The organism is Burkholderia sp. 4M9327F10, assembly GCF_005503145.1.
In the GTDB taxonomy this organism is placed as follows: domain Bacteria; phylum Pseudomonadota; class Gammaproteobacteria; order Burkholderiales; family Burkholderiaceae; genus Paraburkholderia.
Genome location: NZ_SCNV01000030.1, coordinates 1 through 25,842 on the forward strand (window position 1 = coordinate 1; position 25,842 = coordinate 25,842).

Sequence of the window (25,842 nt, forward strand, 5' to 3'; positions counted from 1 at the left end):
GTGTCGGTGTTGGTGTCGGTGTTGGTGTCGGCGTTGGTGTTGGCGTTGGTGTCGGCGTTGGCGTCGGTGTCGGCGTCGGCGTCCCACTGGCCCCCGAAGAAGGAATCCAGCAAGCCTTCGTCACACCAAAGTCCGGGTCCGTGCCAAACGCCGTGTTGGAGCACGTCACACCATTCGTAAACGTCTCGGTCACGTTGTTGGCAGTCGTACTTCCCCCATACGTTACCGGCTTGGTACCGGTGAACGAGCAGAAGGCATTCTCAGTCGCGCATTTGACAAGCGTGCCGGCTGGCGTAGGCGTAGGAGTGGGCGTCGGCGTGCCCGAGGTCGGGCCATACCAGCAACTCTTCGTATAGCCATAGGCCGGGTCCGTCGCAGAGACCACGCCGTTCGCGCACAGCACGCCATTCGTGAACGGCCCGTTAATGTCGTACATCAGCGAAGGACTCGTCGTGCCGAACACGACCATTGCGGTGCCCGTAAACGAGCACTCCTGATTCTCCGAGGCGCAATAAGTATAGGTAGTGCCGTTGATCGTCAGGCTGCTTTGAGCGTTAGCAGTACTGCACATTGCTCCAGCGACAGGGAATAGCATCGCAATCAGGCGTTTCATTTCCTCGACCCCTGCTTTTGATTATTGCAAGAACTGGTGACGGGCCATTAACTAAGCCCTGAAATGAAGCGCAAGCAGTACAGCTTGGGAATGCGGATTGCTACAGCCCCTAGTTAAGGCAATTTTTGCCGTCGAAAACGGACATTAAGAAGTGCTTTTCGGAATAATCAACTGGCGGCGCTCAGCAGCGCGCCGGTACATGAGCAAGAAACAATAGTGTGGCTGCCTGCTTGCCGTTCACGTGAGCACGCTTTTATGCAACTGTTCACGGCAAAGACCGTATCAACCATGAAACCACTTAGCCGTTAATTCCGGTGAGCTCCCTCAACCGGCGCCACATCAGCTCGGAAAAAGCTGCGCGCGCAAGCAATTCCATCAGACGCGGCTGATGCGAAAGGCTTTCACTTCGTCGTGGCGCAAAATACTTGTCCGCCGGCGTCGGACATCGAAATCACCCCGACCCGCCGGCTTGCACCAATACAAGGCGTATCCTTCAGTCTGCCCCGGGGAACTCCGACAGCCCTCGCACCGAAGTGAACAGCAGGTAACGAACCGTGCGCGTCAACCATCAGGCTTTTTTCTGCTCGCTATTCTTCGCACGGCTCGCGGACCAGATTCTGCTCTTCCTGGTGCCGCTAGTCGTATTCCAGACGACCCAGAAGGTGTCGTGGTCGGGCATCGCCTTTTTCATCGAGGCATTGCCTCGCTACCTCTTCTTCCCCCTGTTCGGCGCATTCAGCGACCGCTTCTCGCCGCTCAAGCTGATGCGTATCAGTCAGATGTACCGGGCTGTGGTCTGTATTGCAGGCGTGATTGGCTATGCGCTGTTTGGCGGGATCGGCTGGCTGATTGCGCTGTCCGCCTGTTGCGGCATCCTGACAAGCCAGGGTTTCGTGGCACGCGAAGTCATGCTGCCGCAGATTTTCAGGGCGCATAAGTTCGAGCGCGTGCTGGCGCTCTCGCAATTGGCCGATCAGCTCGGCGTGGTGCTCGGCCCGATGGCCGCCGCGCTGTTGCTCGGGTGGTGGCGCTGGGAGTTCGTGGTAGCCACGAGCGGCGCGCTGTTTCTGCTCGCGGACGGGGCGTTCGTCCTATGGCAACGCATGAGCGGCTTTCAGGCTGCCCCGCCTGAAGCGCCCCGAGGTCATTGGACCCAGCCGTTGCGAACCGCCGTGCGGCACGTGCTGCATCTTCCCGGTTTGAAGAAAGTTATCCTGCTGGCCGCCGCCGAAAACCTCGTGATCGGTGTGACGCTCGCCACCTCCGCTGCGATGGTCACCGGCGTGCATCACCAGTCGGGACGCTATTACGCGGTGCTGCAAACGGTTGGCGCAATCGCCACCGTGCTGATCCTGCTGACTATCGCGCGGGTCTCGTTTTCAAGGAGAACGCTAGGCCTCGTGGCCTTTCTGGCGATCTGCCTGGGCGGCCTGATCGCCGGCTCAAGCCCCGGCGCGTGGGGCTATGCGGTGGGCTTCGTGCTGATTATCGGTTTCGACAAGATGTTCAACGTATATATCCGCAGCGCCCGCCAGCAGATCATTCCACCCAAGGACTATGGCAAAACCACCGGCGTCATCATTCTGCTGAACAACCTGACGCAACCGCTAGCCGGATTGCTGGTCGGCGTGTTCGCCAGCCGTGCGCATACCGGTTTGCTGATCGTGCTGCTGTCACTGACAATGGCAGCCATCGGCGCCACGGCGTCGATTGTCGGACCATGGCGGCAAAAGCGACAGGCGGCCCGCATCGAGCGCGAGCCGGGCCTCTCCGAAGCCGGACTCACCGAACGCGAGTGAAGTTGAGCGGGAGCACCTGGGAGCAGAGGTTGCCGGCAATGGACGGCGCTTCGCGCGCACCCCAGGTGATATCAGCGCGAGCCTGCCGTGCTACGTCACGGCTTCAGCAGGCCCAATGCGCACGCCCTTGAAGTGACCCGCTTCGGGCGGCGCACCGCATTCGCGCAGCAGTGCGCGCAGATCGTTGATGACCGGGAACACCTCGTGATTCCAGTCCGCCCCCTGGCGATCGTGCGCTTCCTGTTCACGTTCGACAATCCAGCGGTCTTCCTTGAAGATGCGCTCGGTAAACCAGACCAGCAGCGGCCATGCCATATCCAGCAGGACCGGAATACCCGGCTTGCGGATAGACAGCAGACCGAAGGTGCGATTGGTGCGCTGCTCGCGATCGAGCGGCACATACACGATCCACAGGTTCATCACGAGCGTCGAATCCGTGGTGCGAATCTGCAGCGTCTGATACGGGTACTCGGTGCGGATGGTCATCACATCCTTGTCCGCGCCTTGCGTACCCTTGCGGCTCTGACCGAACACCAGCGCCTCGCCAATCGGCTGATCGCCGGCTGTCCGGGCAAACGTGTAGTCCACCTCCACCCAACCGTCGCCGCGCCGCCGTCCCAGCGAACGCGCACGCATCTGCCCCATCTGCTTGCGATGCAGGAACTGATGGTTCATGTCCATCAGGTTTTCGTGCATGAACGAATAGTGGCACTTCACTTCGCGGCCGAAGCGGCGCGTCTTGTAGGCCTTGTCGGCGACCGAAGCGAGCGGCGGCGGCGAGCGCTCCTCGGCCAGCGCCGGGTTGCCCGGAAACACGAAAATCAGCCCCTCTTCCTCGCGGCACGGATACGAACGCACGCCATTGGGCAGACGCTCGCGGCCCAGATAGGGAATATCGACGCAGCGGCCCGTACAGTCGTAGGTCCAGCCGTGATAGCAACAGCGGATCGTTTCGCCGTCCACCACCCCGCCGTGCAGCGGCACCTGACGATGCGCGCAGCGGTCCTCGAGCGCGAACGCCACACCTGACTCGGTGCGCACCAGCACGATCGGCTCGCCGGCGAAGCTCACGCCAAGCGCCTTGCCGCGCTTGACCTCGTGAGACCAGGCGAGCGGGTACCAGTGGTCGGGGTGAATCGGGACGCGGCGCAGGTCGCGCACCGGCGACCCGGTAGCCGCGTCAGCGCGTGCGTCGTCGGAAGGCGAATCGATCAGCGACTCGATGGGCGCCTCGGCAGGCGCATCAATAGTGTTGCTGTCCAGCGAAGGAACTCCATGCATGGGCGGTGCCTCCTTGTAGCCTGAGAATTCAGTCAGGTCCACCGAGCTTAAGCGGCGAACCAAGCATGGAACTCAGTCTACTAGAAGGTACGGATCAGATGTTTTTAACTACACATAGGGTTTCCCGCCAGCCAGGGCCGCGGCGGCACTTAGCCCTCGTCGGGCGCCACCAGCCCGGAGCGCTGCTGCGCGCCCCACACCCGGCCACCACGTAAAAAGTGCAGCCATCCCATCAGGGCGCCGGTATGACGAAGCAACTGAAACGTGAATGGCTCGGCAATTGCTGCCGCCATGGCCAGCCACAGGTTCGAGCCGACCCGCTGGCCGGTCCAGCGGCGGTACAGATGGATGCACCACATGTAGTACGCAAGATCGAGGGCGGTCTTCGCCCCGATCACGCCGAAAATCGACAGCACGAGCGTTTCATGTCCGCCGAACAGGAAACCGAGCAACAGCACAAAGGCCGTCAGGCCGTAGACCGGCTGCATGGTGTCGATCGCCTTGACCGGCAGCATCAGCATGCCGAGCGTGCCGTAGCGCGGGTTGCCGGTCATGTCGCGGTTCCAGTATTGGGTCTGCAGGAAACCCGCAAACCAGCGGCGCCGCTGCCGCAGAAAGCTGCCGAGCGTGCCGGGCGCGTCGGTGCGTCCTTGCGCGTCGCCCACCACGCGGACATCCCAGCCGAGCCCATGATCGACCGAATAGCGCCGCAGCCGATGGATCAGTTCATAGTCTTCCACCAGACACTGCGGGTCGAAGCCGCCCACTTCGACGAGCGCCTCGCGCTTGAACGAGGCGAACGCGCCGGAAATCAGCAGCAGGCTGTCGGCACGCATCCATGCGAAGCGCGCGACGAAGTTGCGCATGTACTCGTAGGTCTGGAACCACTGGAACACACGGCCTGAAACGCTTCTGCCGCAAACCGGCACGAGGATGCCCGCCGCCGCCACCAGTTTCGGCTCGTTCGCAAATGCGACCCGCATCGCGTAGGTGGCGTCGTCGTCGAGCAGCGTATCGGCGTCGACGGTCATCACCGTCTCGGTCGTCATCTCCGTGATAGCCGCGTTCAGCGCGCGCGCCTTGCCGCCATGCGGCACTCGCAGCCAGTACAGGTTCGGATGCAGCGAGCTCGGTGCGCTCAATTCTCCTTCGCGCGCCGCCGTGAGTCCGAAGCGCTCGGTCAAAAGTACACCGGTGCCGTCCGTGGAGCCGTCGTCGGCAATCACAATCTGCTCGGGGCCGTGGGTCTGACGCAGGAGCGCGGCCAGCGTCACCGGCAACACCGCCGCCTCGTTGTGCGAGGCGACGATCACGCCCATGCTCGGCAAGCGGCGCGAATCCGCAGCGGGGTCGAGCGGCACGGGCGGCCGGATCAGCGGCAGCGTCTTGAGCGTGACGAATGCGAGCAGCAAGGTGTCGTACAGCACGTAGGCAATGCCGGTCGACCACGCCACCACGCCCTGCAGGAAGAACGCCCGCGCGAACAGCAGCAGCCACAGCACGATCACGCTGAGATGGATCAGCGTACTCAACAGCGTGGCCGGACGCGGCACGATACGAGGCGAGGCGAGCGCGAGGGCTTGTTCCAGAGTTCTCTTCAAAATAGCTACTGAATCTGTCGATACTGCGTGGTTAAAGTCAACGCTCGGGGTGGAGCCCGAGCGTGCGTGGCGAGCGCCCTGGCCTCAGGGAATCATGCGCTTCAACACGGACTTGCGATCGATCCACTCGTGCTTGAGCGCGCCGCCCACGTGCATGGCGAGAAGCGCGTACAGCGCATAGCCGAGCCAGGTGTGCAACGCACCAAAGCGGTCATGCAGGGTTTCCTTGAGCGTTGGATCCAGATGCATCACATAGCCGATGCGCGGCCATGGGACAACGTAGAAGAGCCGCATCGGATGCGTCGCCGCATCTTTCCAGGCCGAGTCGTGCAGCCAGCCCGAGAGCGGCAGGCCGATCATCAGCAGATACAGCAGGAAGTGCGCAATATGCGCCGCCACGCGCTCCCACGACGGAAACGCAGCCGGCAACGGCGGCGGCCGATGCGAAACACGCCACAGGATACGCAGCAGCACGAGGCCGAGCACGGTGATGCCGATCGACTTGTGGGTATCGATCACGGGCCGCACCCAGTCGTCGGGCAGCGAATCGGCGCTCAGCCCAAGCACCACGTTGCAGATAATCAGGATCGCAATGATCCAGTGCAGCAGCATCGCCGTGCGCGTGTAGCGCGACGCCGCCGGTACGCTGGTCGTATCGGTAAGCGGGGAGTTTGCCTGAGTGCTCATCGGTAATTCCATCCGAAAGAATGCGTCAATACGAAAGCTGTTTGAAATAAAAACTCATGCAGTGGTCAATCAAAACAGCCCGAACGCACAGGCGTTCGCGTACAACGATACAGCGGCTATCACGCTAACGCTGCAGCGCAGCGGTTTATTCCCAATCCGTGTCATATCGTCGCTAATGAATGATTTCCAAACATTTCAGTGGCCTTGCGTAGCGGTGACCAGCGGCCGGCGGCCGCAAGGCGGTGGCCGCAACACACGCCACTGAAACCCCAAACCCGCAATCTTCCTACGAAACGCCGCCCCGCGTGCAATAGCGTCGAAAGGCACTTGCCGTCTTATTAGCGCCGCTCGCAAAAGCCGCATGGCAAAGATGCCTGGCATGTGGTTTTCGCATATGTTCATTTCGGCCTGCGTGGCATAATCTGCGCCAATCATCGCTTCTTTCTCGTGCCCGGCGCACAGCATGCTTCGTCTTCGCCTACAGAAAATCGGCAGCTTGCTAGGATTGCTCGCAATCCTGATGAGTACGCTTGCGCCGACTGTCTCGCAGGCGCTCGCCGCACGCGACCGGCTTGGCCAGGCGCTGGCGAGCTACTGTTCGGCGGACCCGGATAACAGCCAGGCCACGCACACCGGCAAGCCGCCGCACTCCTCCGTCTACCATTGGCAGGCCTGCGCGTATTGCGGCATGCTGGCCCACGTGCCGGTCCTGCCGGGCACGGCCTCAGTCTTCATTGCTGCGCTATCGGTTGCGCGCGCACCGGTCGCCGTTACGCGCGACAGCCTCCACATCCCCCTCGTTTACACCGCGGCGCAGCCGCGTGCGCCCCCGCTTCTCTCCTAAGTCGCTCTGTACCTGAACAGAAGCCGCGCTGCGCGAGCAGTCGCGGGATGTCGCCGCACCAGTACGCGGTGACGCATCAAGACAATTGGAGAAGGATTAGATCATGCGTACGCTTTTCAAGCGGCACGTGGCGCCCGCACGCGCCACCCTGCTGGCGGCAGCCGGCGCCGCCTGCCTCGCCGGTTCGCCGGCTGCCTCTGCCCACGCAGTGGTGGGCGACCGGATATTCCCCGCCACGATGACGGTCGACGACCCGGGTGTCGACGACGAATTCGACACACAATTCGGCCACATCAAGTCCCCGGACGACAACGGCGACAACATGAACGTCAACACCGTATCGTACGAGTGGGACAAGACGATCACGAAGAATTTCCAGTTCAGCGTCTCGAGCCAGTACGTCAGCCAGAACGACCCGGACGGCGGCTCCGCCAAAGGCTGGGATAACCTGACGGTGGGCATGAAGTACATGGTCTACGCGAACGCCCAGCATGAATTCATGGCGTCCGTCGGACTGCTGGCCGAAATCGGCGGCACCGGCGCCAAGTCGATCGCGAACTCGTATTCGACCTTCAGCCCGACGGTTTATTTCGGCAAGGGCTTCGGCGACCTGCCCACATCGCTCAACTACCTGAAGCCGTTTGCGGTCACCGCCCAGATCGGACCCAACCTGACAACCGCTTCATCGGCTCTCGGACCGGACTCGTTCGGCTGGGGCACGACCCTGCAGTACAGCATCCCGTATCTGCAAGACCACGTGAAGGACCTCGGACTCCCGCAACCGCTCGCGGGCGCGTACCTCGTCGTCGAAGCGCCGATGGCCACCTGCACAGCAGGCGCCTGCTCCGGTCAAACGACCGGGACGATCAACCCCGGCGTGTTGTGGCTCAACCGCTGGGGGCAGTTCGGCGTCGAAGCGGAGATTCCCGTGAATCGGCTGACCGGCAACCACGTTGGCGTTCTGTTCGACGCCCACCTGTTCCTCGACGACATCTTCCCCGGCTCCATCGGCAAACCTCTCTTCTGATTCAGGACACCACGCTCATGAAACTCCATACAACTGCACGCGCCGCCATTGCCGCACTGATGATTGCAGGCTGCCAACTGGCCCATGCGCACGCGTTCCCGACTCACCAGGCGCCGGGTGCCGGCGCGACCGTCGCCACTTCGCAAAAGGACGTGGCGATCGATTTCGACGACGGCCTCGAACCCGCCTTCAGCTCGATCACCGTCACCGACGCGCAGGGCAAGCCGGTAACGAGCGCCAAGGCAGTCGTCGATCCGTCGAACAAGAAGCATATGTCGGTGACGCTGAACCCGCTCACGCCGGGTGACTACACGGTCGCGTGGGTGGCGGTGGCTGAAGATGGACACCGCACCCAGGGCCACTACACTTTCACGGCGAAGTAAGGGTGGATCCGCTCGTCCTCGTACAGATCGTCGTCCAGGCCGCGCAAGACCTGCTGTTCGCGGCGGCGGCCGGAGCGCTCGCCTGCAGTGCGATGCTTGGGCGAGCCGATGAAGCGCCGCCCTGGGCATCCGCGGGGCTGGGGCGCCTGCGGCTGGTTGCGCTCAGCGTGCTCGGGCTCGCTTGCCTGCTGTACCTCTGGCTGGAGGCTGCGGTGATGAGCGGCTCGTCCTTCAGCGAGGCCGGCCCGGCGGTGAGCGCGGTACTGACGCAGTCGCACTTCGGCATAGCGTGGTCGATCGGCCTTGCCGGCGTGGTGCTTGCGAGCTTCGCCGGCGTGCGCCATAGCCGTGCGGCATGGTGGCTTGCGGCAGCGGGCATGGTGATCTACGTGGCGGGCAAGGCTGCCGCCAGCCACGCCGCCGACGCAGGCGATTTCACGCTGCGCGAAGCCGTGCATGTGCTGCACCTTGGGGCAACGGCTTTGTGGGCGGGCAGCGTGATCGCAGCAGCCCCATTGCTGTGGCGCTGGGGCGTGGCGGCCTCCGCGCCGGCGTCCATTGAGCCGGCGAGCCGTGTGAGGTTCTGCACGCACCTGTCGCATCTGGCGACCGGCGCGCTCGCGGTGGTCATTGTGACCGGCATCTATAACGCGACGCAGGACACCGCGCAGCTCACCGCACCGTTGCTCAGCGTGCTGTATGGCCGCGTGCTGACGCTCAAGCTGGTGTTCGTCACCTTGGCGGTGCTGCTGGGCGGCTACAACCGCATGATCTATCTGCCGCGCCTGCAACACACCGCGGCCGATGGCGGCGAGGCTTATCGCGTTGCGCAACGCAGCTTCGACCGGCTACTGGTAGTCGAAGCCATCGTCATGCTGGCGGTATTGAGCATCGCCGGCGTGCTGGGCCACATGTCGCCGTCCGGCGGCTAGGCTAGTCAAACGCGCCGGCGCGCAGACTGTTACGCGCCGGCGTCTCCTCATCACTCAACGCCGCGCAATCACCGCGGTGGATTCGACGCGCTCCTCCAGCCAGCCATCGGCGGCGTGACGTTCGAGCAATTCGCGCACACGTTCGAGCAACTCATCGAGCCGCGGGCCCAGGCGCTCGCGCGACAAGCTCGACATCGACTGCGCCCGCGAGATCAGGGAATCGAGGGTCACGCGGCGCCTTTCGATGATCGACACACGCTCCAGCGAAGCGAACGCCGATCTCAACAAGACGGTTTCGTGATTCTCCCAGTTATCGGCTTTGCGCTGCGCGCGTGCCGGATCGGTTTGCGAGTAATCGTCGAGCAACGCGCGGTATTGCGCATGCCACGGCGTTAGGGGATCGTCGGGATGCGAGGTGGCAAAGAGGACCAACGCACCTGCCGGATCGATGAGCTGATCGAGACGCGCCAGCGTATCGGTCCGGTCCATCCAGTGAAATGCACGGCCGATCACCGCGATCTGAAAGTGCCCGAATGCCGGCGAGAGGTCATAGGAACTGCCAAGCCGGTACTCGATATTCGGCGCGAGACCCAGCCCCAGTCCGGCGGCGATGCGCAGCATCTCCGGTTCGGGATCGAGGGCCACGCCCGTGTTGATCCACGACGAGAACGCCAGCGAGAGCTGCCCCGGCCCGCAGCCGAGATCGAGCAGGCGCTGCGTGCCGTCGAGCCGGCATGATTCGGCCACGCGCCGGATCAGCCGTGGCGAATAGGCCTGGCGGCCGCCCAGGTAGTAGGCGGCATTGGTCTTGAAACGATCGGGGACGAACGGGATGGGTGTGCTCATGGGCGGTTCCGGTGAAAGCCGCGCGTGAACGGTGAAGCGGGGACGTGGGGTGTGCGCGGTTTGCAAAGTATGCCGCGAACCGCTCACTCCGTGGCGCCACCCTCAGTTGCAACCGCCCCGCCCTGCAACTCCGGCGAGCCGCCAGGCACATGACCAAGCCGCGCCCGGGCATCGAACAGCGCCAACATCCCCTCAGCCGAATTGAACATCGCCTGCCCGTTGTGTCCAACGCCCGGCACCTGCCAGCAGCGGTGCACAAGCTGCGTATGCCGGCCGCCCAGGTAGGCAAAGTAAGCAAGCCCACGTGCGAGCCGGTGCGGCCCTTGCGCCATGGCGGCGCACGACCGGTCGAGCGCCTGATGCTGCGGGTCGCAATCGGCCTCGCCGAGCAGGTAGATTACGTCGCTGCGGACATAACGTTGCTCCAGCGTATCAAACGCAGCGCTGCTTGCGTATCGCGGCGGTTGATGTATGCCGTACTTCCATGTGTCGACATCAGCGCAGGCGCGCTCGTCAGCAGGACTAAAGCCACCGTTGCCGTCCGGGCGGCGATTGTCGAAATACACATATGAAGAAGGATTGGCAATCACATAGCGGCAACGAACGCCTTGCCGTTCGAGCAGCGCCGTCGCCCGCCCAACCACCGCATATCGATGCGCCACCTGCGCGCCACCCGAGTGGCCGGCAATCACCACCTCGCGCAGCGCGCCGAAGCGTGCGCGATCCGCCAGCGATTCGATCAGACTATCAAGGACATCGAACGAACTGAGCGGCGCCGGTCCGAGTGCGTCGTCGCCGCCCATCCAACCCGTCCACTCCCAGTGCAGCATGTCCTGATCGAGGCCATGAGCCGCAATATCGGCGCCGGCAAGAAACTGCGGCACAAGCAACAAGGTATCCGCGGCATTCACGTCCGCCGCCGCCAAGGCACGTTGTGTGGACAACAGATAGGCATCCGCGTCGCGCAGCCGGCCATGCAGCACGATGACAACGCGGCTCACCCGTGCGTCCGACGCTTCGTCGAGCGAGCGATACAGCGGCACCGAGCCGGACCCACGCGCCGTGCTGACGCGCAAGTGTCCGCCGGCGACTTCGCGCACCGGGTATTCGTTGCGTGGTCGCGCCCGCTCGCGCGTACTGGAATCCGTCATGGTCGAATCAATGTGAAAGAAGAATTAGTCGTGCGGCACGGCGTCGGGGTCGCGCCACAAACGCCGCCCTGAGCGACTCAGGCCGACCAGCAGCAACGAAACGATCGCCGCAAAAATCAGGTAATACGCCGGCACCAGGTTCGAGCCGGTCACGCTGATCAGCGTGGTCACCGTCAAGGGCGCCAGCCCGCCGAACAGCGTTACGGCGATGTTGTACGACAGCGCCACCCCGGTCGAACGCGTCGCAGTCGGAAATAGTTGCGTGAGCATCCCCGGATGGGGGCCGGACATGATGCTCAACACCAGCGTGGCGACCATCTGCGCGGTGAAGAGCCGTTCGGCCGTCGGCTGCGCAACCACCCACGCGAACAGCGGATACGCGATCACCGCCCAGACCACCACCACCGGGAAAAACACCCGCCACGCGCCAACGCGATCCGCGAGCTTGCCCGCCAACGGATACGCAACGATGCTGATCAGGCCCGACACAGCCGTGCCCAGCAACGCGTTCTTCAGCGGCAGATGCAACTGGCGCTCGACATACAACGGCAAGAACGAATGCCACAGATAATTGGTCGCCGCGCCGACAATAATCACACCCATCGCGCACAGGCATGCATCGCTGCGCTCACGCAAGAACTGCCGCATCGACTGGCGCGGCGCATGCCCGAGCCGCTCGCGCAGTTCAAGGAATTCCGGTGACTCGCCCACCTTATGGCGGATATAAAAACCAATCGGCCCAATCAACGCGCCGAGCAGGAACGGCACGCGCCAGCCCCACGTTTCCAGCGACGCCCGGTCCAGATGCGTGGTCAGCAGATAGCCGCATGCGGACGACAGCAGCAATGCAAATGCCTGCGAAGTCATCTGGAAACTGCCGTAAAACATCTTTTTGCCGCGCGGTGCGTACTCCGACAGCATCGCGGCGGCGGTGGCAAACTCGCCGCCCACCGACAGGCCCTGCAGAACCCGCGAGAGCAGCACCAGCAACGGCGCAGCGATGCCAATGCTGCTATAGCCCGGCGTCAGGCCCATCAGCAGCGTGCTGACCGCCATCAGCAGGATGAGCAAAGACAAGGTACGGCGCCGCCCCACCCGGTCCGCGTAAGCGCCAAGGACAATGCCGCCGAGCGGCCGCACCACAAAACCGATCGCAAAGGTGGCGAGCGTCAGTACGGTGGACAGAAACGCGTTGCCCACCGGAAAAAACACATGCGAGATGGTCTTTGCAAAATAGCCGTAAATCAGAAAGTCGAACCATTCGAGACCGTTGCCGATCACAGAGGCGATCACGGCGCGCCGCACCTGCGAGGCCGCAGGCATGGCGGCGGGATGCGCGGGCGGCTGCGCGGCGGAAAGCGTCGAATCCATGGGTCTCCTGAAGTGCATCGTCTTCTTTATCCCTCAAGGGTACGGATGATCGCGGTAAATGTAAAATACCGATAAAATGACCTTGCCATACGTTTCATATATATGAGGAAATGCGATGGAATTGCGGCATTTGCGTTACTTCCTGGCAGTGGCCGACGAGCGGCAGTTCACTCGCGCCGCCGCGAAGCTGCACATTCAGCAACCGCCGCTGTCGCAGCAGATTCAGGCGCTCGAAAGTGAAATCGGCTTCGCGCTGTTCACGCGGGTGGCGCGCGGCGTCGAACTGACCTCGGCAGGGGCGTCCTTTGCTGAAGATGCGCGCGCCGTCCTGCAAGCGCTCGACCAGGCCGTCGTCAAAGGCAAGGGTATCGCAGACGGCCGGATCGGTTCGGTGCGTATCGCGCTGACCAGTTCATCGGCATTTCACCCGCTCGCGCCGGCTGCAATCCGCGCGTTTCGCGAGGCCTGTCCGGACATCGCCATCGATCTCAACGAAATCAACGCCGCGGAAATTATCGAGCGAATGGTGAGCGGCAGGATCGACGCGGCCATCCTGCGCAAGCCGAGCGCTACGCCGGATGAGCTGCGCTTCGACCTGCTGGCGCAGGAGAACATGGTGCTCGTGCTGCCGGTGGGGCATCGCCTGCTGAAGGCACGCGGCGCGGCGCGGCGGATGCGGCCGGTCCCGCTCGATGCGCTGGCCGAAGAAACGTTTATCTTTGTGCGCCGTCCGGGCGCGCGTGGCATGTACGCCGATTTCATCGACGCCTGCGAGGCAGCTGGTTTCACGCCGCGGGTCGCCAGCGAGGTGCCGCGCATGCTGACGGCGATCAATCTCGTGGCGGCAGGCACGGGCGTGACGCTGGTGCCTGCGTCGATGCAGCGCTATCAGCAGGAGAGCGTGGTGTATTGCGCCATTGATAGTGAGACCGCCATCACCGCGCCGCTACATCTGGTCACGCACCGCGATGCCGGTAATCCGGCGGCGACGCGCTTTGCGCAAACGGTGATTGAATTCGCGCAGGCGCAGCGGACCTAGCTGTCGTTGCTATTCTGCGAAGACTTCCTGCAAGGTCTGCAGGGTGTTCATCAACGTCTCATCGGGCACTGAACCTTCTTTCTTGACGAGACGCACCTTGTCTACGGCGCAAATCTGATCCAGCAAGACCAAACCCTGTTTGCGCTTGAACGTCACCGGAATCCGAAAGGGTGCAGGGCGGCCCTTCGAAGTCATTGGCGCAACGATTCGAGCGCGGCCGGCCAAACTCCCCGCGCACTACCATGTAAGGTCCGCGTCGTCGGCGTTCGGGAATTCACCCATCACCAATGCGTCGTCATCACTGTCGGCTAGAGCCTGGCTGGCCTCCGCCCAGCCTTCACGAACTTTAAGCTTTGGGCGTCGCAGGACAACCGTATCGTTTTCGACTTCCATTTCTACCTCGTTCGCCAGCCCCAGTTGCGCAAGGACGGGCTTGCGGGAGTCCACATGAAGCGGATAGCCATAGGTGTACTTGTCCGGGCTGCAAACGCGGGCGCTGAGTGTACCGGCGATTCTGGCCCACCTGGCAGGCTTGAGCTGGAGACGGAAGCGCCGGTCGGCGGGAATCGCCTTATAGGTGTTGGTATACGGCCTGTCGCGCGCACCGCTGTGCGTGATCCCGATGACAACCTGTCCCTTGGGGGCATCGGGCAGCACGAGGTCCGTCTCAAGCACACGTCCGCACTGCAGCGCAAGCACGGTGCTCGCGCCTTCATACACCACCTGGCGGGCAATCGCCGCCTCGTGGCGCAGTTGCGCTTCCCACTTCGCCCCCTGCTGGTCGAGGTGGTTCGTGCCGTAGATGTAGGGCTGGCCGTAGGTGGTCGTGTCATGGGGGGCAATATTCGCCTCATCCCTGAATCGCTCCCAGGCGGACTCAGGGTTGTAATCGGCGACCACGATGGACTGCGGCACGATCTGCGCGTGCGTCCTGAGCGTCGTGACCGCTTCTACGCCCGCCGACTCGAGACCAGCCACCTCGCGGTACGGAGCAATGAGCCGCGGGTCGTAAAGGTAATGGTCGATGTCATCGGCAAAGACGGTAATGTCGCCATGTTCGGTCTCCACGATGTAGCACCAGATGCCGGCCTTCTCCATGAGCATGTGCACATAGTCAAAGTCCGTCATCTGGTACTGGAAGCGCCACAGCACCTTGGGATAGTTGCCGCGCAGGCGAAACAGTATCTGGTGATCGCGGATGCCATGGGCGCGCAGGATCTTCTGGAAGATCTGCGGGATCGTGAGATGTTGGAAGACCTGGGTGTTGGTGACCGACTGCAGGCGCCCGAAGTGCGATTTGAGGACGATCTCGTACTTCGTGTAGTCCTTCGTGGTCTGCACCATCGAGAAGCGTTCGATGTAGCCGGAGAACTTCCTCACGGCGCCGTCATCGGAAGCAATCCGGAAGACCGCATCCTGGTTCAGATAGGCAGTGCGCAGGAGCTGCTCCGGATGCGTGAGCACGATGGTGACCACGTTAGGCTCCCCCATCTTTTCGATCGCGTCGAACGACACGACCGATAGCTGTGCCGCGCTATCCGTGTCGGGTACGTCGAGGTGATACGCCTGTCGCCCAGGCAGTCCAGCTCCAGTCACGTCCTTCAACAAGTCCGACATCGTCGTTCAGTTCCCTGTCAGCGAGCTTCGGAAACCGGCACGCGCGTATAGACGGATCGAGCGGCTCCGTGTGATTACGGGTACTACCGGCATGTGCGTACTTAATAGCATTGCCCGGAAGCCGGTGCAATTTTCAAGATGACATTCCGGGAGATTTGAGGCTCGTCCAGTCAGACAACGGCAGTGGAGATACGCCGCTTAGCCGTTGCAAACACAACCTGTACACGACAGGCAGGGAATCCGGTGGATAACAACTGGTGATCTGTTGCACAGACGACTACACCATACTGACCATGCCAGACGGCACGGGCTGCCGGCCATCTGCGAGTGAGTCGCCAAAGCGCAGTTCGTGTCGTCGCAAACCGCAGCGGCAGCAAGAGGACCCAACTGACGCTCGCCCGCACCGAGGTAGCCCAGCGTATCCTTCGATGCCAACAAAGCGGATCGGCAAGATCACAAGCAGGACTACGAAGCAGTAACAGGTTGTAATCAGCAGCTATTGCATGCCGACAAAACGTCGATAGCGGAACAGCGAGAGGTCGAGTATCGGCCGTGCCGTGCGTCGTTCGATCAGCACAAACGCCGCGAGTACAACGGTAGCGGCGGTCAGCAGCACCCCAATCGTCGGATGGCTCCAGCCAAGATCGGGCGCTTCCAGAATCGCGACCGTGAAGAAACCCAGCGCCACCGTGAAACTCGCCATGCCCGGCCAGTCGACGCCGACTGCATGCGGATCGCGCGTCTCCGACATGCCGGGCGCCGCCAGCAGCAGCGCCAACGCACCGAGCAATGCGGTCGAGACAAATACCGCGCGCCAGCCACGGCGGCCATCAGACAACTGCCGACCTCGAGCTTGTCGGCGCCGCTCAGCGGCTTGGCTTGTCTGCTCCCGCAGTGGGCAAGAGCGTGGCGCGTCTCGAACAGCACCTCGGCGTGCGGCTACTGCCGCAAAGCACGAGGCGCATCAGTCTGACGGATGACGACGAGCGCTTCTACGAGCGCTGCCGCCAGATCATCAAGGCCGTGCACGACGCCGAAACGATGATGCTGCAGGCCAAAGCAACACCGCGCAGTCGACTGCGGGTTAGCCTGCCCACCATCGGATACCGCTTTTTGCTGCCGGCCCTGCACGAGTTCACTGCGCGTTATCCGGAGATCGACCTCGAACTGGATTTCAACGACCGCCTAGTCGACGTTATCGAAGGTGCTTCGACGCCGCGATCCGCAGCGGCCCACTGGGCGATTCGCAACTGATGGCCAAGCGGCTCGGGCCGTTCTGCTTCGTGCTGTACGCGTCGCCGGCGTATCTGTAACGGCGAGGTGTGCCGCAGACGCTCGGCCATCTGACGCAAGCCGGACAGTTCTCGGTGCTGAGGCCGTCGAACCGGCAGTTGTCGCCAAAGCTGCGGACCCGGGTCGAATTCCTGTCCAAACAGTCGTTTGCTGAGTAAAACCGCGCGGATTGCTACACTACGCTTCGATCAGACCAATCCACCGCGCTGCCTGCGCGCCACGCAGCACCCGAATCCGCCCCAACCATGTCCGCCCGTTTCAACGCACCGCTCACCGCACTGCTTGCCGCCGCCCTGTTCGGCGCAACGACGCCATTTGCCAAAGCCTTGCTCGGCACGCTGTCGCCGTTCATGGTGGCGGGTCTCTTTTATCTCGGCAGCGGCATTGGCCTCGCCGTCACGATCCTCGTGCGCCGTTTGCGGCTCAGCAGCAACGAGCGGGCCAACGAAGGGCAGATTCATCTGCGCGAAGTCCCGTGGCTGCTTGGCGCAATTGCCACCGGCGGAGTCGCCGGACCTGCGCTGCTAATGCTCGGACTAAACGCCACGCCGGCCGCCACGAGTTCACTGCTGCTGAATCTCGAGGGCGTCTTCACCGCGCTGATCGCGTGGGTGGTGTTTCGCGAGAACGTCGACGTCCAGGTGTTTCTCGGCATGGTGGCGATCGTGGCCGGCGGCGTCGCGCTGTCGTGGCATCCGGGGGCAACGGGCCTGCCGCTCGGCGCATTGCTGGTAGCCGCAGCCTGCGCATGCTGGGCCATCGACAACAACCTGACACGCAAGGTCTCCACCAACGACGCGATGGTTATCGCCTGCCTGAAGGGACTCGTTGCGGGGTCGGTGAACTTCGCGATTGCCTTGCTGCTCGGCGCCAAACTCCCACATATCGGGACCATGGCGGCCGCGATGGTGACCGGTTTCGCCGGTTACGGAATCAGCCTGGTGCTGTTCGTGCTCGCGCTTCGCAATCTCGGTACAGCGCGCACCGGCGCGTATTTTTCAGTGGCGCCGCTGTTCGGCGTGACGATCTCGCTAATCCTCTGGCCAGAAATGCCGCCGCTGCTGTTCTGGGTCGCCGCGGCGTTGATGGCATTCGGCATCTGGCTGCATATCCGCGAGCGGCACGATCATCCGCATACGCATCAGGCGCTGGACCACAATCACCGGCACCGCCACGACGAACATCACCAGCACGAGCATGACTTCGTGTGGGATGGCGAGGAGCCGCATACGCATCCACACCGGCATGCGCCCATTACGCACACACACGCGCATTTCCCAGATATTCATCATCGCCACTCGCATTGAGCAGACAAATCGCGTCTTGCGATCGCTCCCTTTCGCGATCGCAAGCAAAACAGCGCGTGTAGCGGACGCCTGATAGCACGATTCAATTGGCATCGTGGCGAAGCTCGTCCTGTAATGGAATTCCTGTCTTTTGCGGTATCCCCTGCCAAACACGGAGATCCACATGGCTCAGCCCCAGCCCAACGTTGACGAAGTTGTACAGGCCATCGCCGCGGAAACCAACACCCCGACGGAAACGGTCTCGAAGATCTACGCCGACACTTTGGCCGACTTTAAGACTGACGCCCGCGTGTTCGATTACATGCCACTGCTGGTGGCCAAGAGAGTGCGCGACACGTTGCGCCACTCGGGCAACCAGAAAAACTAAAGCGAGCGCACAATCTGGGCGAGCCGCGCAACCAGCGCATCGGCATCCTCGGGTGCAATGCCGGCATAGCCCAGCATAAAGCCGTTATATCGCGTGCTATCCGTACGCGAATCGCAGAACGTGCTGAGCGGCGCGACCGTCAAGCCATGCGCGCGCGTCACCTCCGTCACATCCGTATCGAGTAGCGGCGCGTCGAGACGCACCGTCAGATGCATGCCGCCGCTGTCCGACGAAACGGTGACGAGATCGCCCATGTGCCGCTCAAGCGCGACTACCAGCGCCGCGCGGCGCTGCTGATAGATCCGCCGCATGCGCCGCAGATGACGCGCGTATTTACCGCTTTCGATGAAATCAGCCAACGCCATCTGCTCCGCCACGCGCCCCTGGCGGGCGAGTTCGCTATGCGCGGCGTCAACTTCCTTCGCCACATGGGCCGGCACGATCATGAACCCCATGCGCAGGGCCGGGAAGATTGTCTTGCTGAAGGTGCCCAGATAAATGACGGGCGTGTTGGCGGTCAACCCCTGGATCGACGGCAAAGGCGGCCCGTTGTGGCGCAGTTCGCTGTCGTAGTCATCCTCGATGATCCAGGCGCCGCGTTCGATTGCACGTTCGATGATCGACCAGCGCCGCTCGAGGCTCAACACGCTGCCAAGCGGATACTGATGCGATGGCGTGATGTAGATCAGGTGCGGCGGTGCGCGCTGCCAATCTTCCTGCGTCGGCGCAATGCCGGCGGCGTCGACCGGAATGGGTTCAAGGTTGAGGCCCGCGGCCTGGAATGCGGCCTTTGCGCCGTGATAGCCCGGGTCCTCCATCCACACCCGGTCGCCCGGATCGGCCAGCATACAGGCGCAAAGATCGAGACTTGCCTGGGTACCCGAAGTGATAAACACCTGCTCGGCCGAACATCGCACGCCGCGCGAGACGCGCACATAGTCAGCAATCGCGCGCCTCAAGGCAGGATGTCCCGCGTTGTTGCGATAGTCGAGCTCACGCGGATCGACCGCGCGCCACGCGCGTTCCATGGAACTGCGCCATTGCACCATCGGAAACTCGTTGAGCGCGGGCACGCCGGGACGGAACGGCGTGGGGTCGTTGGCGCGCGTCCGCTCTCGCGGCAGATCGGCAACCCGTCGTGACAAGCGGCTGATGGGCACGCCGAGGCCATCGACTGGCGGCGCCGGCGGCAAAGCCGCCCGGCTCACCATGCTCACCACGGAGCCGTGACGGCTGGTACTGACAAACCCCTCCTCGGTGAGGCGCTCGTACGCGTACAGCACCGAATTACGCGCGATGCCTAACTGCTCGGCGAGCGAGCGGGTGGGGATCAGTTGACTGCCGTGCCGGATGTCGCCATCGAGTATCGCCCGGCGCAAACTCTCGTACAGCAGATTCTGCTGCGTGAGCTTGCGGCCACCCAGTTGCTTCGCGAAATTCGACATCAACAGACCGTAGTCCAAATGTGTGGCTCCAGATTATTGTTGGCACGTGGAGCTAACAATGGTGCCACAAAATCCCTAAGCTGACGAAATGGTTGCGCTGGAAGCCGCCGGGGCTGACGGCTACGTGTACAGCGCGGCCCGTTAAACGAAAGGGGCCGCTGCTGCCATGGATACCTCCGCTCTGACCGAACCAGTGCATGCAAAAGCTGCGTCGACCGCGCGAAGAAACGCGATTGTCGTCAAGTGGGTAGCGTGGGTAATCGCCTTCGCCGTGCTCGCGCTGGCGTATGGCGGCATAGGTCCTGCGAAAGATGCCGGTGCGCGACTGGATGCTTGCGTTGCAGCTTATGGTGTATCGCAAGAGATCCCGGTCCAGGTGCAGACGGCGGCGTCACAACAATCCGGCGATCGTAACGACGCGCTTGCTGCGGCCCTGCTCGCCTGTTCAACCCAACCATAGAGATGCGGTACACAAACGGCCCAGCCCCTTCACGCTTCAACAGCACGCAGACAAGGAAACCGTCTCATGACTCATCCGATCCAGATTCGTCCCGTGGCCCCCAACGATTTTCCGGCGTGGCTGCCCCTATGGGACGCCTACAACGCGTTCTACGGACGCTCGGGCGAAACGGCACTGCCGCGCGACATCACGCTGCTCACCTGGACGCGTTTCTTCGACGGCTACGAACCCATGCATGCGATGGTCGCCGAGCGCGACGGACAACTGGTCGGCCTTGTGCACTATCTTTATCACCGGAACACAATCATGGCCGGCCCGACCTGCTATCTGCAGGATCTCTATACGCTGGAAAGCGAACGCGGCAAGGGCGTGGGGCGGGCGCTGATCGAAGCGGTCTACGCACAGGCGAAGGCAGACGGATCGAGCCGCGTGTACTGGCAAACCCATGAGACGAACCAGACCGCGATGAAGCTGTATGACAGCGTTGCCGAGCGGTCGGGGTTTGTGGTGTATCGGAAGGCATTGTAGAAGGACGGGACACCGCAAAAAAAAGGGCGCACCCCCACCGGTGCGCCTTGCCCTTCGCAGCCAAGAAGCCCTTACCTAAGCCTCCAACTGCTCCAACACCCGCCCCTTCGTTTCGATCCCGAGAAAGTGCACTGCCAGCGCAGCGAGGAACGGCACTGCGGCAAGAATATAAAACGCGATGTCGAGATGGCCGCCTACCACGGTCTTCGACACAATTGCCGGCGCGAAGATAGCCGCCACCTTCAGCCACGCACCGCCCACCCCGCAGCCAAACGCGCGAATGCTGGTCGGGTACAACTCCGGCGTGTACACATAAGCTGTGATAAACCCGCAGGCGAGGAAGCCCAGCGCAAACGCACAGCACGTCGCCACCACATACACAGACGAAGTGTGGAACACGCCCGCCAGCGCCAATGACAAGGCACACAGCACGAACGACAGGTTGATAATCGGCTTGCGCCCCACCTTGTCGACCAGCAGCGCGCAGGTCAGCGAGCCGAGCACGCCCAGTACGGAAGCCGCCACCGCCAGGTTCAGCGCCAGTTGCAACGGCGCGTGATAAACCGTGCGGTAGATGGTCGGCAACCACGTGGAAAGACCGTACTGGATAAAGCCGCACGTGACCCACAGCATCGCCACTGCCAGCGTGCGCTTCAGGTAAGCCGGTCCGAACAGATCGCCGATGCGGCGCTTCGGATGACGGTTCGCCAACGCATCGAAATCAGCCGCATGTTCGACCGGCGCAAGCGGTCCCTTCGCCGCGCGCTCGAACGCCAGCACGGCGGCATCCGCGTCGGCCATGCGTTCACGCTCGGCCAGCCAGCGCGGTGATTCCGGCACCAACTTGCGCAAGACGAAGAACAGGATCAACGGCATGCCGCCGATAAAATACATCGCCTGCCAGCCGAAGCGCGGCACGATCCACGCACCGAGCGCGTTCGATGCGAGCAAGCCCACCGGAAACACGATCTCGTACAGCAGCACGAAGCGGCCACGGCCATGCGCGCGGCTGATCTCGTTGATATACGTCGCCGCCACCGGCAACTCACCGCCGAGACCCAGCCCCTGAACGATCCGCAGCACGACGAAGGCGGCGAACGTCGGCGCAAAGCCGCACGCAATGCTCGTCACGCCAATAATCCCCGAGCTCAGCGCGATCGCCCGCACTCGTCCCTTTCGTTCGGCATACCAGGGAAACACGAAGGCGCCCACCAGCTGCCCGATCGATCCCGAGGCGATCAGAAAGCCAATCTGCCCAGGCGTGAGCCCCCACTTCTGGATCAGGATCGGCAACGTCGCCGCGATGGCGATCACGTCGAAGCCGTCGAAGAACGTCGCGAGACCGATCAGGATCCGCGCGCGAACCTGCATCGCGTTGCCCGGCAGCCGTTCCAGACGCGCGATGATCGAACCCCGCGTCACGGGGCCTGAGACACCGGCGCCGCTGCGGTCCCCCATAGTGTTGTCGATGGTTCTCATGCCGTTGTCGCCGTCCGAAAAGAGTTACGCGAGCGCCGTGCTGGCGTCAGTCAAGGTTGCAAGGTCGATCGTGCGGCCTTGGTTCATCCATTTGCGCGCGAGTTTCAGATCGCGCGGCGTGTTGATCGCAATCGCCCCGCGAATCGCGCTGTCTTCCACGTAGAAGAGCGTCGCGCGCTTGCCGGGCAGATCGCCGCGCACGGCGAGTTGCGCGTCGTTGGGAATGTCGCCGAGAATCTGCAGGTTGACGTCGTACTGATCGGACCAGAACCACGGGATGTCCGCATACGGCTCGAACACACCCAGCAGGGCTTTCGCCGCGCAAATAGCCTGATTCTGCGCATTCGCCCACGATTCGAGCCGCACCCGGCGCTTGAGCCACGCGCTCGGATGGTTCGCCACGTCGCCGCACGCGAAGATGCGCGGGTCCGAGGTCGCGCCGAAATGGTCGACCACGATGCCGTCCGCAATCGCGAGCCCCGCCCCTTCGGCCAGCGCCGTGTGCGGCGTGAGACCGATACCGGCAACGGCGAAATCGGCGTCGAGCGTCGTGCCGTCGGCCAGCGTGGCGCGCACGCCTTGGGCGTTATGAGGGTGATCGTCGAGCGAAACAAGCCCTGAATTCAGGCGCACATCCACGCCGTTAGCCCGATGCAGTTCAACCAGAAAATCCGAAATTGCCGGCGGCACCGAGCGGGCACACAGACGCGGCGCCCCTTCGACTACGGTTGCCGCCACGCCGAGCTTGCGCGCCGTTGCCGCCACTTCCAGCCCGATCCAGCCGCCGCCGATCACCAGCACACGCTGGCTCGCCCGCAAGCGCTCGCCCAGTGCGACCGCTTCATCGAGCGTGCGCAGATAGGCAATGTTCGAGGTCTTCACCAGCGCATCCGGCAAGCGGCGCGCGGCCCCGCCTGTGGCGATCACGAGGCGGTCGTATTGCACCTCGCGGCCTGACTGCGTGCGCACCATGCGCTGCGCGCGGTCAATCGAGGTTGCCGTATCAGGCTGCCATGCTTCGATATTCAGCGCGTCGAAGTCGTCCGGTTTGACGAGGCGCACGGTGTCGATATCCGCTTCGCCCGCCAGCACCGCCTTCGAGAGCGGCGGTCGCTCGTACGGCAGATGGATCTCATCGGCGATCATCACCAGGCGGCCATCGAAGCCTTCCTTGCGCAGCGTCTTCACGACCCAGCCGGCCGCCTGGCCGCCACCGATCACGACGATCGTGCGCGGCGCCTCCAGGTTTGCATGTGCATTCGATGCAGCAGCGTCAGTCATGTTTGCGCTCCGTCATGAACTTGCCTTCCGGCGCCTTCGCACTCTTCTGGCGACGCGTGTTGCCGTCGATGCCGCCATCGATCGCCCATTCGGCGAACACCGTCGGGCCCGGCTCGAAATCGCGCGGTTGCCATTCAGGCGTCAGTTGGTCTTCATCCGCGTAGTACTCGACCAGCGCGCCAGCCGGATTCTGGAAATACCAGAAGTAAGCCGACGACACCGGATGCCGCCCCGGTCCGAGTTGCGTGTCCCAGCCGCAGCGGCTGATATGCATGCCACCGCCGAACACTTCGTGAATATCGCGCACCGTGAACGCCACGTGATTCAGACCACGCTTGCCGTTGGGCAGCGCCAGCAGGAACAGGTCGTGGTGGCCGCCATGCGGCGCGCAGCGCAAGAACGCGCCACGGCCCGGATAGCGGTCCGACATTTCGAAGCCGAGCAGGTCCTGATAGAACTTCTCCGTTTCGGCCAGGTTGTTGGTGAAGAACACCACATGCCCGACTTCCACCGGCTCGGCCCGTTCATAGATCGGCGACGGTTGATTCACGCGCAAGGTCTGGCCCCACACGTTCGACGGCGAGCCATGCGCTTCGACTTCGCGCTTGCGGGTCACTTCCACGCGAATCGCCATACCGTTCGGGTCGATGCAACCCACCGCGTCATCGCTTTCAAAGTGTCCCGGCTGACCCGCAAAGCGGCCGCGCAGCGCGTCGAGCTCGGCGCGCGTCGCGACGCCCCACGTCACTTCGCGCAGCGTCGGGCCTTCTTCGAAGGCGGCCGGCAGCGACGGGTCGTTCGAATCGGCCACGAGAACCGTGCAGCCGTTCAGCGATTCGAAGCGGGCACGCGTCTCGTCGTGGGAGACTTCTTTCAGACCCCAGTCGGCGAAAAAGCGCCGGCAAGTTTCGAGGTCCGTTACACCGTAGGTAATCTGTTCAATGCCGAGAATCGTCATGTCGTGCCTCGTGTTACTCAATTAGCCCAGGCCAGAGGGGCGTCGTTCAACCCCCAGTAGAGGCTCTTTTGCTGCATGTATTCGCGGATGCCGAGGCGTCCTTTCTCGCGGCCCATGCCGCTCTCTTTCCAGCCGGAGAACGGCGTCGAAATCGAGAACAGCTTGTAGGTGTTGATCCACACCGTGCCGGCTTCGAGCGCACGGGCGACACGCCAGGCGCGCTTGTAGTCGCGTGTCCAGATGCCGGCCGCAAGGCCGAACACACTGTCGTTGGCTTCCTTGAGCAGCGAGGCTTCATCGTCGAAGGGCATCGCCACCAGCACCGGTCCGAAAATTTCTTCCTGGCAGATGCGTGCGCGGTTCGACAGACCCTCAAGAATCGTCGGCTGATAGAAGTTGCCGTTTTCGCGCCCTTCGCCCACCGGCCGCTCGCCGCCGCACAGCAGGCGTCCCCCTTCTTCCAGGCCCAAAGCGACATAACGCTCTACCGATTCGCGATGCGCCGGCGTAATCAGCGGACCCATTTGCGTTTCAGGCCGCGACGGGTCGCCGACGCGCAGCTTGCGCGCGCCTTCGGTCAAACGCTTCATGAACGCGTCGTAGATGGGGCGTTGCACGAACAGGCGCGAGCCTGCGATGCACGCCTCCCCCGAGGAACTGAAAATGCCGTACAGGACACCGTTGACCGCGTGATCGAGATCCGCGTCGTCGAACACGATGGTCGGCGACTTGCCGCCGAGTTCGAGCGACACGGGCATCAGCTTGTCCGCGGCGATGCGCGCAATGCCGCGGCCGACTTCCGTGCCACCGGTAAACGACACCTTCTTCACCAGGGGATGACGCACCAGCACGTCGCCAATCACCGAACCCTTACCCGGCAACACGCTCAGCACGCCCTTCGGCACACCCGCTTCTTCACAGATGCGCGCCAAAGCGAGCGAAACCAGCGGTGTGACCTCTGCGGGCTTCAACACCACCGCGTTACCGCCGGCAAGCGCAGGCGCGAGCTTTTGCGCATCCGAGGCGATCGGCGAATTCCACGGCGTAATGGCTGCGATCACACCAATCGGCTCATGCACGCTCATCGTCATGTAGTCGCCGCGCGAAGGCGTCAGTTCGTCGTCGAGCGTTTCAAGGCAGGCAGCAAAGTAGCGGAACGTGTTGGCCGCGCTCGCCACCAGCACGCGCGTTTCGCCAATCGGCTTGCCGTTGTCGCGCCGTTGCAGATGCGCCAGCGCTTCGTGGCGCGCCATGATGAGCTCGGCGATGCGGTACAGGATCAGCGCACGCTGATGCGGCTTCAACCCCGCCCAATCGGACTTGCGCCATGCGGCGTCCGCCGCTTCGATCGCCTCGCGGGCGTCATCGGCGCTGGCCGTCGAGATTTCCATGTTGACCGACTGATCCGCCGGATACAGGCTTTTGTACGGGTTGCCACGCCCCTGCCGCCATTCGCCGCCGATGAAAATATCGCCGGTGGGCACGAGGCTGGTATCGAAGTGAGTCATGTCGGTCATCCGCTCAGTTACATCT

Annotated in this window: 22 protein-coding genes and 3 pseudogenes; 11 read left to right on the forward strand and 14 right to left on the reverse strand. The window is 63.0% G+C overall.

The window, feature by feature from the left end:
- Window positions 1–1,167 precede the first annotated feature (1,167 nt).
- Window positions 1,168–2,412, forward strand: a complete 1,245-nt coding sequence (locus FFS45_RS24135; RefSeq protein ID WP_137957148.1) for an MFS transporter — start codon at window positions 1,168–1,170, stop codon at window positions 2,410–2,412.
- A 90-nt stretch (window positions 2,413–2,502) separates the two neighbouring features.
- Here the strand turns inward: FFS45_RS24135 and FFS45_RS24140 are convergent, their stop codons facing one another.
- The 3 genes from FFS45_RS24140 to FFS45_RS24150 all read right to left on the reverse strand — a co-directional run bounded on the left by FFS45_RS24140 (window position 2,503) and on the right by FFS45_RS24150 (window position 5,981).
- Window positions 2,503–3,693, reverse strand: a complete 1,191-nt coding sequence (locus FFS45_RS24140; RefSeq protein WP_137957149.1) for an aromatic ring-hydroxylating dioxygenase subunit alpha — start codon at window positions 3,691–3,693, stop codon at window positions 2,503–2,505.
- Between the two features lie 149 nt (window positions 3,694–3,842).
- On the reverse strand, window positions 3,843–5,294 hold the full coding sequence (locus FFS45_RS24145; protein WP_137957150.1) for a glycosyltransferase family 2 protein: 1,452 nt from the start codon (window positions 5,292–5,294) through the stop codon (window positions 3,843–3,845).
- Window positions 5,295–5,378: 84 nt separating this feature from the next.
- Window positions 5,379–5,981 (reverse strand): cytochrome b, encoded by a 603-nt coding sequence (locus tag FFS45_RS24150; RefSeq protein ID WP_137957151.1) that lies wholly within the window; start codon window positions 5,979–5,981, stop codon window positions 5,379–5,381.
- 463 nt (window positions 5,982–6,444) lie between these two features.
- On the opposite strand from FFS45_RS24150, the gene FFS45_RS24155 reads away from it, so the two are divergent.
- The 4 genes from FFS45_RS24155 to FFS45_RS24170 all read left to right on the forward strand — a co-directional run bounded on the left by FFS45_RS24155 (window position 6,445) and on the right by FFS45_RS24170 (window position 9,167).
- A complete protein-coding gene (locus FFS45_RS24155) occupies window positions 6,445–6,825 on the forward strand; it encodes a DUF2946 domain-containing protein (RefSeq protein WP_137957152.1) in 381 nt (126 codons plus the stop codon).
- 103 nt (window positions 6,826–6,928) lie between these two features.
- Window positions 6,929–7,852, forward strand: a complete 924-nt coding sequence (locus FFS45_RS24160) for a hypothetical protein (RefSeq protein ID WP_137957153.1) — start codon at window positions 6,929–6,931, stop codon at window positions 7,850–7,852.
- A gap of 17 nt (window positions 7,853–7,869) precedes the next feature.
- Entirely contained in the window at window positions 7,870–8,235 is a 366-nt protein-coding gene (locus FFS45_RS24165; RefSeq protein ID WP_137957154.1) for a copper resistance protein CopC, read from the forward strand.
- Between the two features lie 2 nt (window positions 8,236–8,237).
- Window positions 8,238–9,167, forward strand: a complete 930-nt coding sequence (locus FFS45_RS24170) for a CopD family protein (RefSeq protein WP_137957155.1) — start codon at window positions 8,238–8,240, stop codon at window positions 9,165–9,167.
- Window positions 9,168–9,221: 54 nt separating this feature from the next.
- Here FFS45_RS24170 and FFS45_RS24175 read toward each other — a convergent pair whose 3' ends face one another.
- The 3 genes from FFS45_RS24175 to FFS45_RS24185 all read right to left on the reverse strand — a co-directional run bounded on the left by FFS45_RS24175 (window position 9,222) and on the right by FFS45_RS24185 (window position 12,535).
- Entirely contained in the window at window positions 9,222–10,013 is a 792-nt protein-coding gene (locus FFS45_RS24175) for a class I SAM-dependent methyltransferase (RefSeq protein ID WP_137957156.1), read from the reverse strand.
- 83 nt (window positions 10,014–10,096) lie between these two features.
- Window positions 10,097–11,164: a hypothetical protein gene (locus FFS45_RS24180; protein ID WP_249362906.1), complete on the reverse strand. Its 1,068-nt coding sequence runs from the start codon at window positions 11,162–11,164 to the stop codon at window positions 10,097–10,099.
- Between the two features lie 24 nt (window positions 11,165–11,188).
- Complete coding sequence (locus FFS45_RS24185; protein WP_137957157.1) at window positions 11,189–12,535, reverse strand: MFS transporter; 1,347 nt, start codon at window positions 12,533–12,535, stop codon at window positions 11,189–11,191.
- Between the two features lie 115 nt (window positions 12,536–12,650).
- Here FFS45_RS24185 and FFS45_RS24190 point away from each other — a divergent pair, with 115 nt between their 5' ends.
- Entirely contained in the window at window positions 12,651–13,574 is a 924-nt protein-coding gene (locus tag FFS45_RS24190; protein WP_137957158.1) for a LysR family transcriptional regulator, read from the forward strand.
- A 9-nt stretch (window positions 13,575–13,583) separates the two neighbouring features.
- On the opposite strand, the pseudogene FFS45_RS24195 reads toward FFS45_RS24190, so the two are convergent.
- The 3 genes and pseudogenes from FFS45_RS24195 to FFS45_RS24205 all read right to left on the reverse strand — a co-directional run.
- Window positions 13,584–13,781 (reverse strand): annotated as a pseudogene (locus tag FFS45_RS24195) (type II toxin-antitoxin system PemK/MazF family toxin); the annotation flags it as partial.
- Window positions 13,782–14,030: 249 nt separating this feature from the next.
- Window positions 14,031–15,191: pseudogene (locus tag FFS45_RS24200) on the reverse strand (phage late control D family protein); the annotation flags it as partial.
- 496 nt (window positions 15,192–15,687) lie between these two features.
- A complete protein-coding gene (locus tag FFS45_RS24205) occupies window positions 15,688–16,029 on the reverse strand; it encodes a hypothetical protein (protein WP_171029729.1) in 342 nt (113 codons plus the stop codon).
- Here FFS45_RS24205 and FFS45_RS24210 point away from each other — a divergent pair.
- From FFS45_RS24210 to FFS45_RS24220, 3 genes and pseudogenes are all read left to right on the forward strand, one after another.
- Window positions 15,981–16,642, forward strand: a pseudogene (locus tag FFS45_RS24210) (LysR family transcriptional regulator). The gene FFS45_RS24205 and the pseudogene FFS45_RS24210 sit on opposite strands and share 49 nt — an antisense overlap.
- Before the next feature lie 87 nt (window positions 16,643–16,729).
- Window positions 16,730–17,791, forward strand: coding sequence for a DMT family transporter (locus tag FFS45_RS24215; protein ID WP_137957162.1), 1,062 nt, complete (start codon window positions 16,730–16,732; stop codon window positions 17,789–17,791).
- Window positions 17,792–17,954: 163 nt separating this feature from the next.
- Window positions 17,955–18,158 carry a DUF3562 domain-containing protein gene (locus FFS45_RS24220; protein ID WP_137957163.1) on the forward strand — a complete coding sequence of 68 codons (204 nt, stop codon included), beginning with the start codon at window positions 17,955–17,957 and terminating at the stop codon, window positions 18,156–18,158.
- Here the strand turns inward: FFS45_RS24220 and FFS45_RS24225 are convergent.
- On the reverse strand, window positions 18,155–19,621 hold the full coding sequence (locus FFS45_RS24225) for a PLP-dependent aminotransferase family protein (RefSeq protein ID WP_137957164.1): 1,467 nt from the start codon (window positions 19,619–19,621) through the stop codon (window positions 18,155–18,157). The two genes, FFS45_RS24220 and FFS45_RS24225, sit on opposite strands and share 4 nt — an antisense overlap.
- Window positions 19,622–19,769: 148 nt before the next feature.
- Here FFS45_RS24225 and FFS45_RS24230 point away from each other — a divergent pair, with 148 nt between their 5' ends.
- Together FFS45_RS24230 and FFS45_RS24235 are read left to right on the forward strand one after the other, a co-directional pair.
- On the forward strand, window positions 19,770–20,063 hold the full coding sequence (locus FFS45_RS24230; protein ID WP_137957165.1) for a hypothetical protein: 294 nt from the start codon (window positions 19,770–19,772) through the stop codon (window positions 20,061–20,063).
- A gap of 66 nt (window positions 20,064–20,129) precedes the next feature.
- Window positions 20,130–20,591 carry a GNAT family N-acetyltransferase gene (locus tag FFS45_RS24235; RefSeq protein WP_137957166.1) on the forward strand — a complete coding sequence of 154 codons (462 nt, stop codon included), beginning with the start codon at window positions 20,130–20,132 and terminating at the stop codon, window positions 20,589–20,591.
- A 75-nt stretch (window positions 20,592–20,666) separates the two neighbouring features.
- On the opposite strand, the gene FFS45_RS24240 is transcribed toward FFS45_RS24235, so the two are convergent.
- From FFS45_RS24240 to FFS45_RS24255, 4 genes are read right to left on the reverse strand one after another with little or no spacing between them, the layout of a single operon-like run.
- Window positions 20,667–22,070 (reverse strand): MFS transporter, encoded by a 1,404-nt coding sequence (locus FFS45_RS24240; RefSeq protein WP_137957167.1) that lies wholly within the window; start codon window positions 22,068–22,070, stop codon window positions 20,667–20,669.
- Between the two features lie 24 nt (window positions 22,071–22,094).
- Window positions 22,095–23,351 (reverse strand): FAD-dependent oxidoreductase, encoded by a 1,257-nt coding sequence (locus FFS45_RS24245; protein ID WP_137957168.1) that lies wholly within the window; start codon window positions 23,349–23,351, stop codon window positions 22,095–22,097.
- Window positions 23,344–24,309, reverse strand: a complete 966-nt coding sequence (locus FFS45_RS24250) for a VOC family protein (protein WP_137957169.1) — start codon at window positions 24,307–24,309, stop codon at window positions 23,344–23,346. Before FFS45_RS24250 ends, FFS45_RS24245 begins: the two co-directional genes overlap by 8 nt.
- A 17-nt stretch (window positions 24,310–24,326) precedes the next feature.
- A complete protein-coding gene (locus FFS45_RS24255) occupies window positions 24,327–25,817 on the reverse strand; it encodes an aldehyde dehydrogenase (RefSeq protein ID WP_137957170.1) in 1,491 nt (496 codons plus the stop codon).
- Between the last annotated feature and the right edge of the window lie 25 nt (window positions 25,818–25,842).

Coding starts and splice junctions, on each gene's coding strand:
- FFS45_RS24250 (WP_137957169.1), bottom strand. CDS start 24,309: ATGACGATTCTCGGCATTGAACAGATTACCTACGGTGTAACGGACCTC.
- FFS45_RS24165 (WP_137957154.1), top strand. CDS start 7,870: ATGAAACTCCATACAACTGCACGCGCCGCCATTGCCGCACTGATGATT.
- FFS45_RS24245 (WP_137957168.1), bottom strand. CDS start 23,351: ATGACTGACGCTGCTGCATCGAATGCACATGCAAACCTGGAGGCGCCG.
- FFS45_RS24255 (WP_137957170.1), bottom strand. CDS start 25,817: ATGACTCACTTCGATACCAGCCTCGTGCCCACCGGCGATATTTTCATC.
- FFS45_RS24155 (WP_137957152.1), top strand. CDS start 6,445: ATGCTTCGTCTTCGCCTACAGAAAATCGGCAGCTTGCTAGGATTGCTC.
- FFS45_RS24190 (WP_137957158.1), top strand. CDS start 12,651: ATGGAATTGCGGCATTTGCGTTACTTCCTGGCAGTGGCCGACGAGCGG.
- FFS45_RS24150 (WP_137957151.1), bottom strand. CDS start 5,981: ATGAGCACTCAGGCAAACTCCCCGCTTACCGATACGACCAGCGTACCG.
- FFS45_RS24240 (WP_137957167.1), bottom strand. CDS start 22,070: ATGAGAACCATCGACAACACTATGGGGGACCGCAGCGGCGCCGGTGTC.
- FFS45_RS24175 (WP_137957156.1), bottom strand. CDS start 10,013: ATGAGCACACCCATCCCGTTCGTCCCCGATCGTTTCAAGACCAATGCC.
- FFS45_RS24220 (WP_137957163.1), top strand. CDS start 17,955: ATGGCTCAGCCCCAGCCCAACGTTGACGAAGTTGTACAGGCCATCGCC.
- FFS45_RS24140 (WP_137957149.1), bottom strand. CDS start 3,693: ATGCATGGAGTTCCTTCGCTGGACAGCAACACTATTGATGCGCCTGCC.
- FFS45_RS24160 (WP_137957153.1), top strand. CDS start 6,929: ATGCGTACGCTTTTCAAGCGGCACGTGGCGCCCGCACGCGCCACCCTG.
- FFS45_RS24235 (WP_137957166.1), top strand. CDS start 20,130: ATGACTCATCCGATCCAGATTCGTCCCGTGGCCCCCAACGATTTTCCG.
- FFS45_RS24185 (WP_137957157.1), bottom strand. CDS start 12,535: ATGGATTCGACGCTTTCCGCCGCGCAGCCGCCCGCGCATCCCGCCGCC.
- FFS45_RS24230 (WP_137957165.1), top strand. CDS start 19,770: ATGGATACCTCCGCTCTGACCGAACCAGTGCATGCAAAAGCTGCGTCG.
- FFS45_RS24215 (WP_137957162.1), top strand. CDS start 16,730: ATGTCCGCCCGTTTCAACGCACCGCTCACCGCACTGCTTGCCGCCGCC.
- FFS45_RS24180 (WP_249362906.1), bottom strand. CDS start 11,164: ATGACGGATTCCAGTACGCGCGAGCGGGCGCGACCACGCAACGAATAC.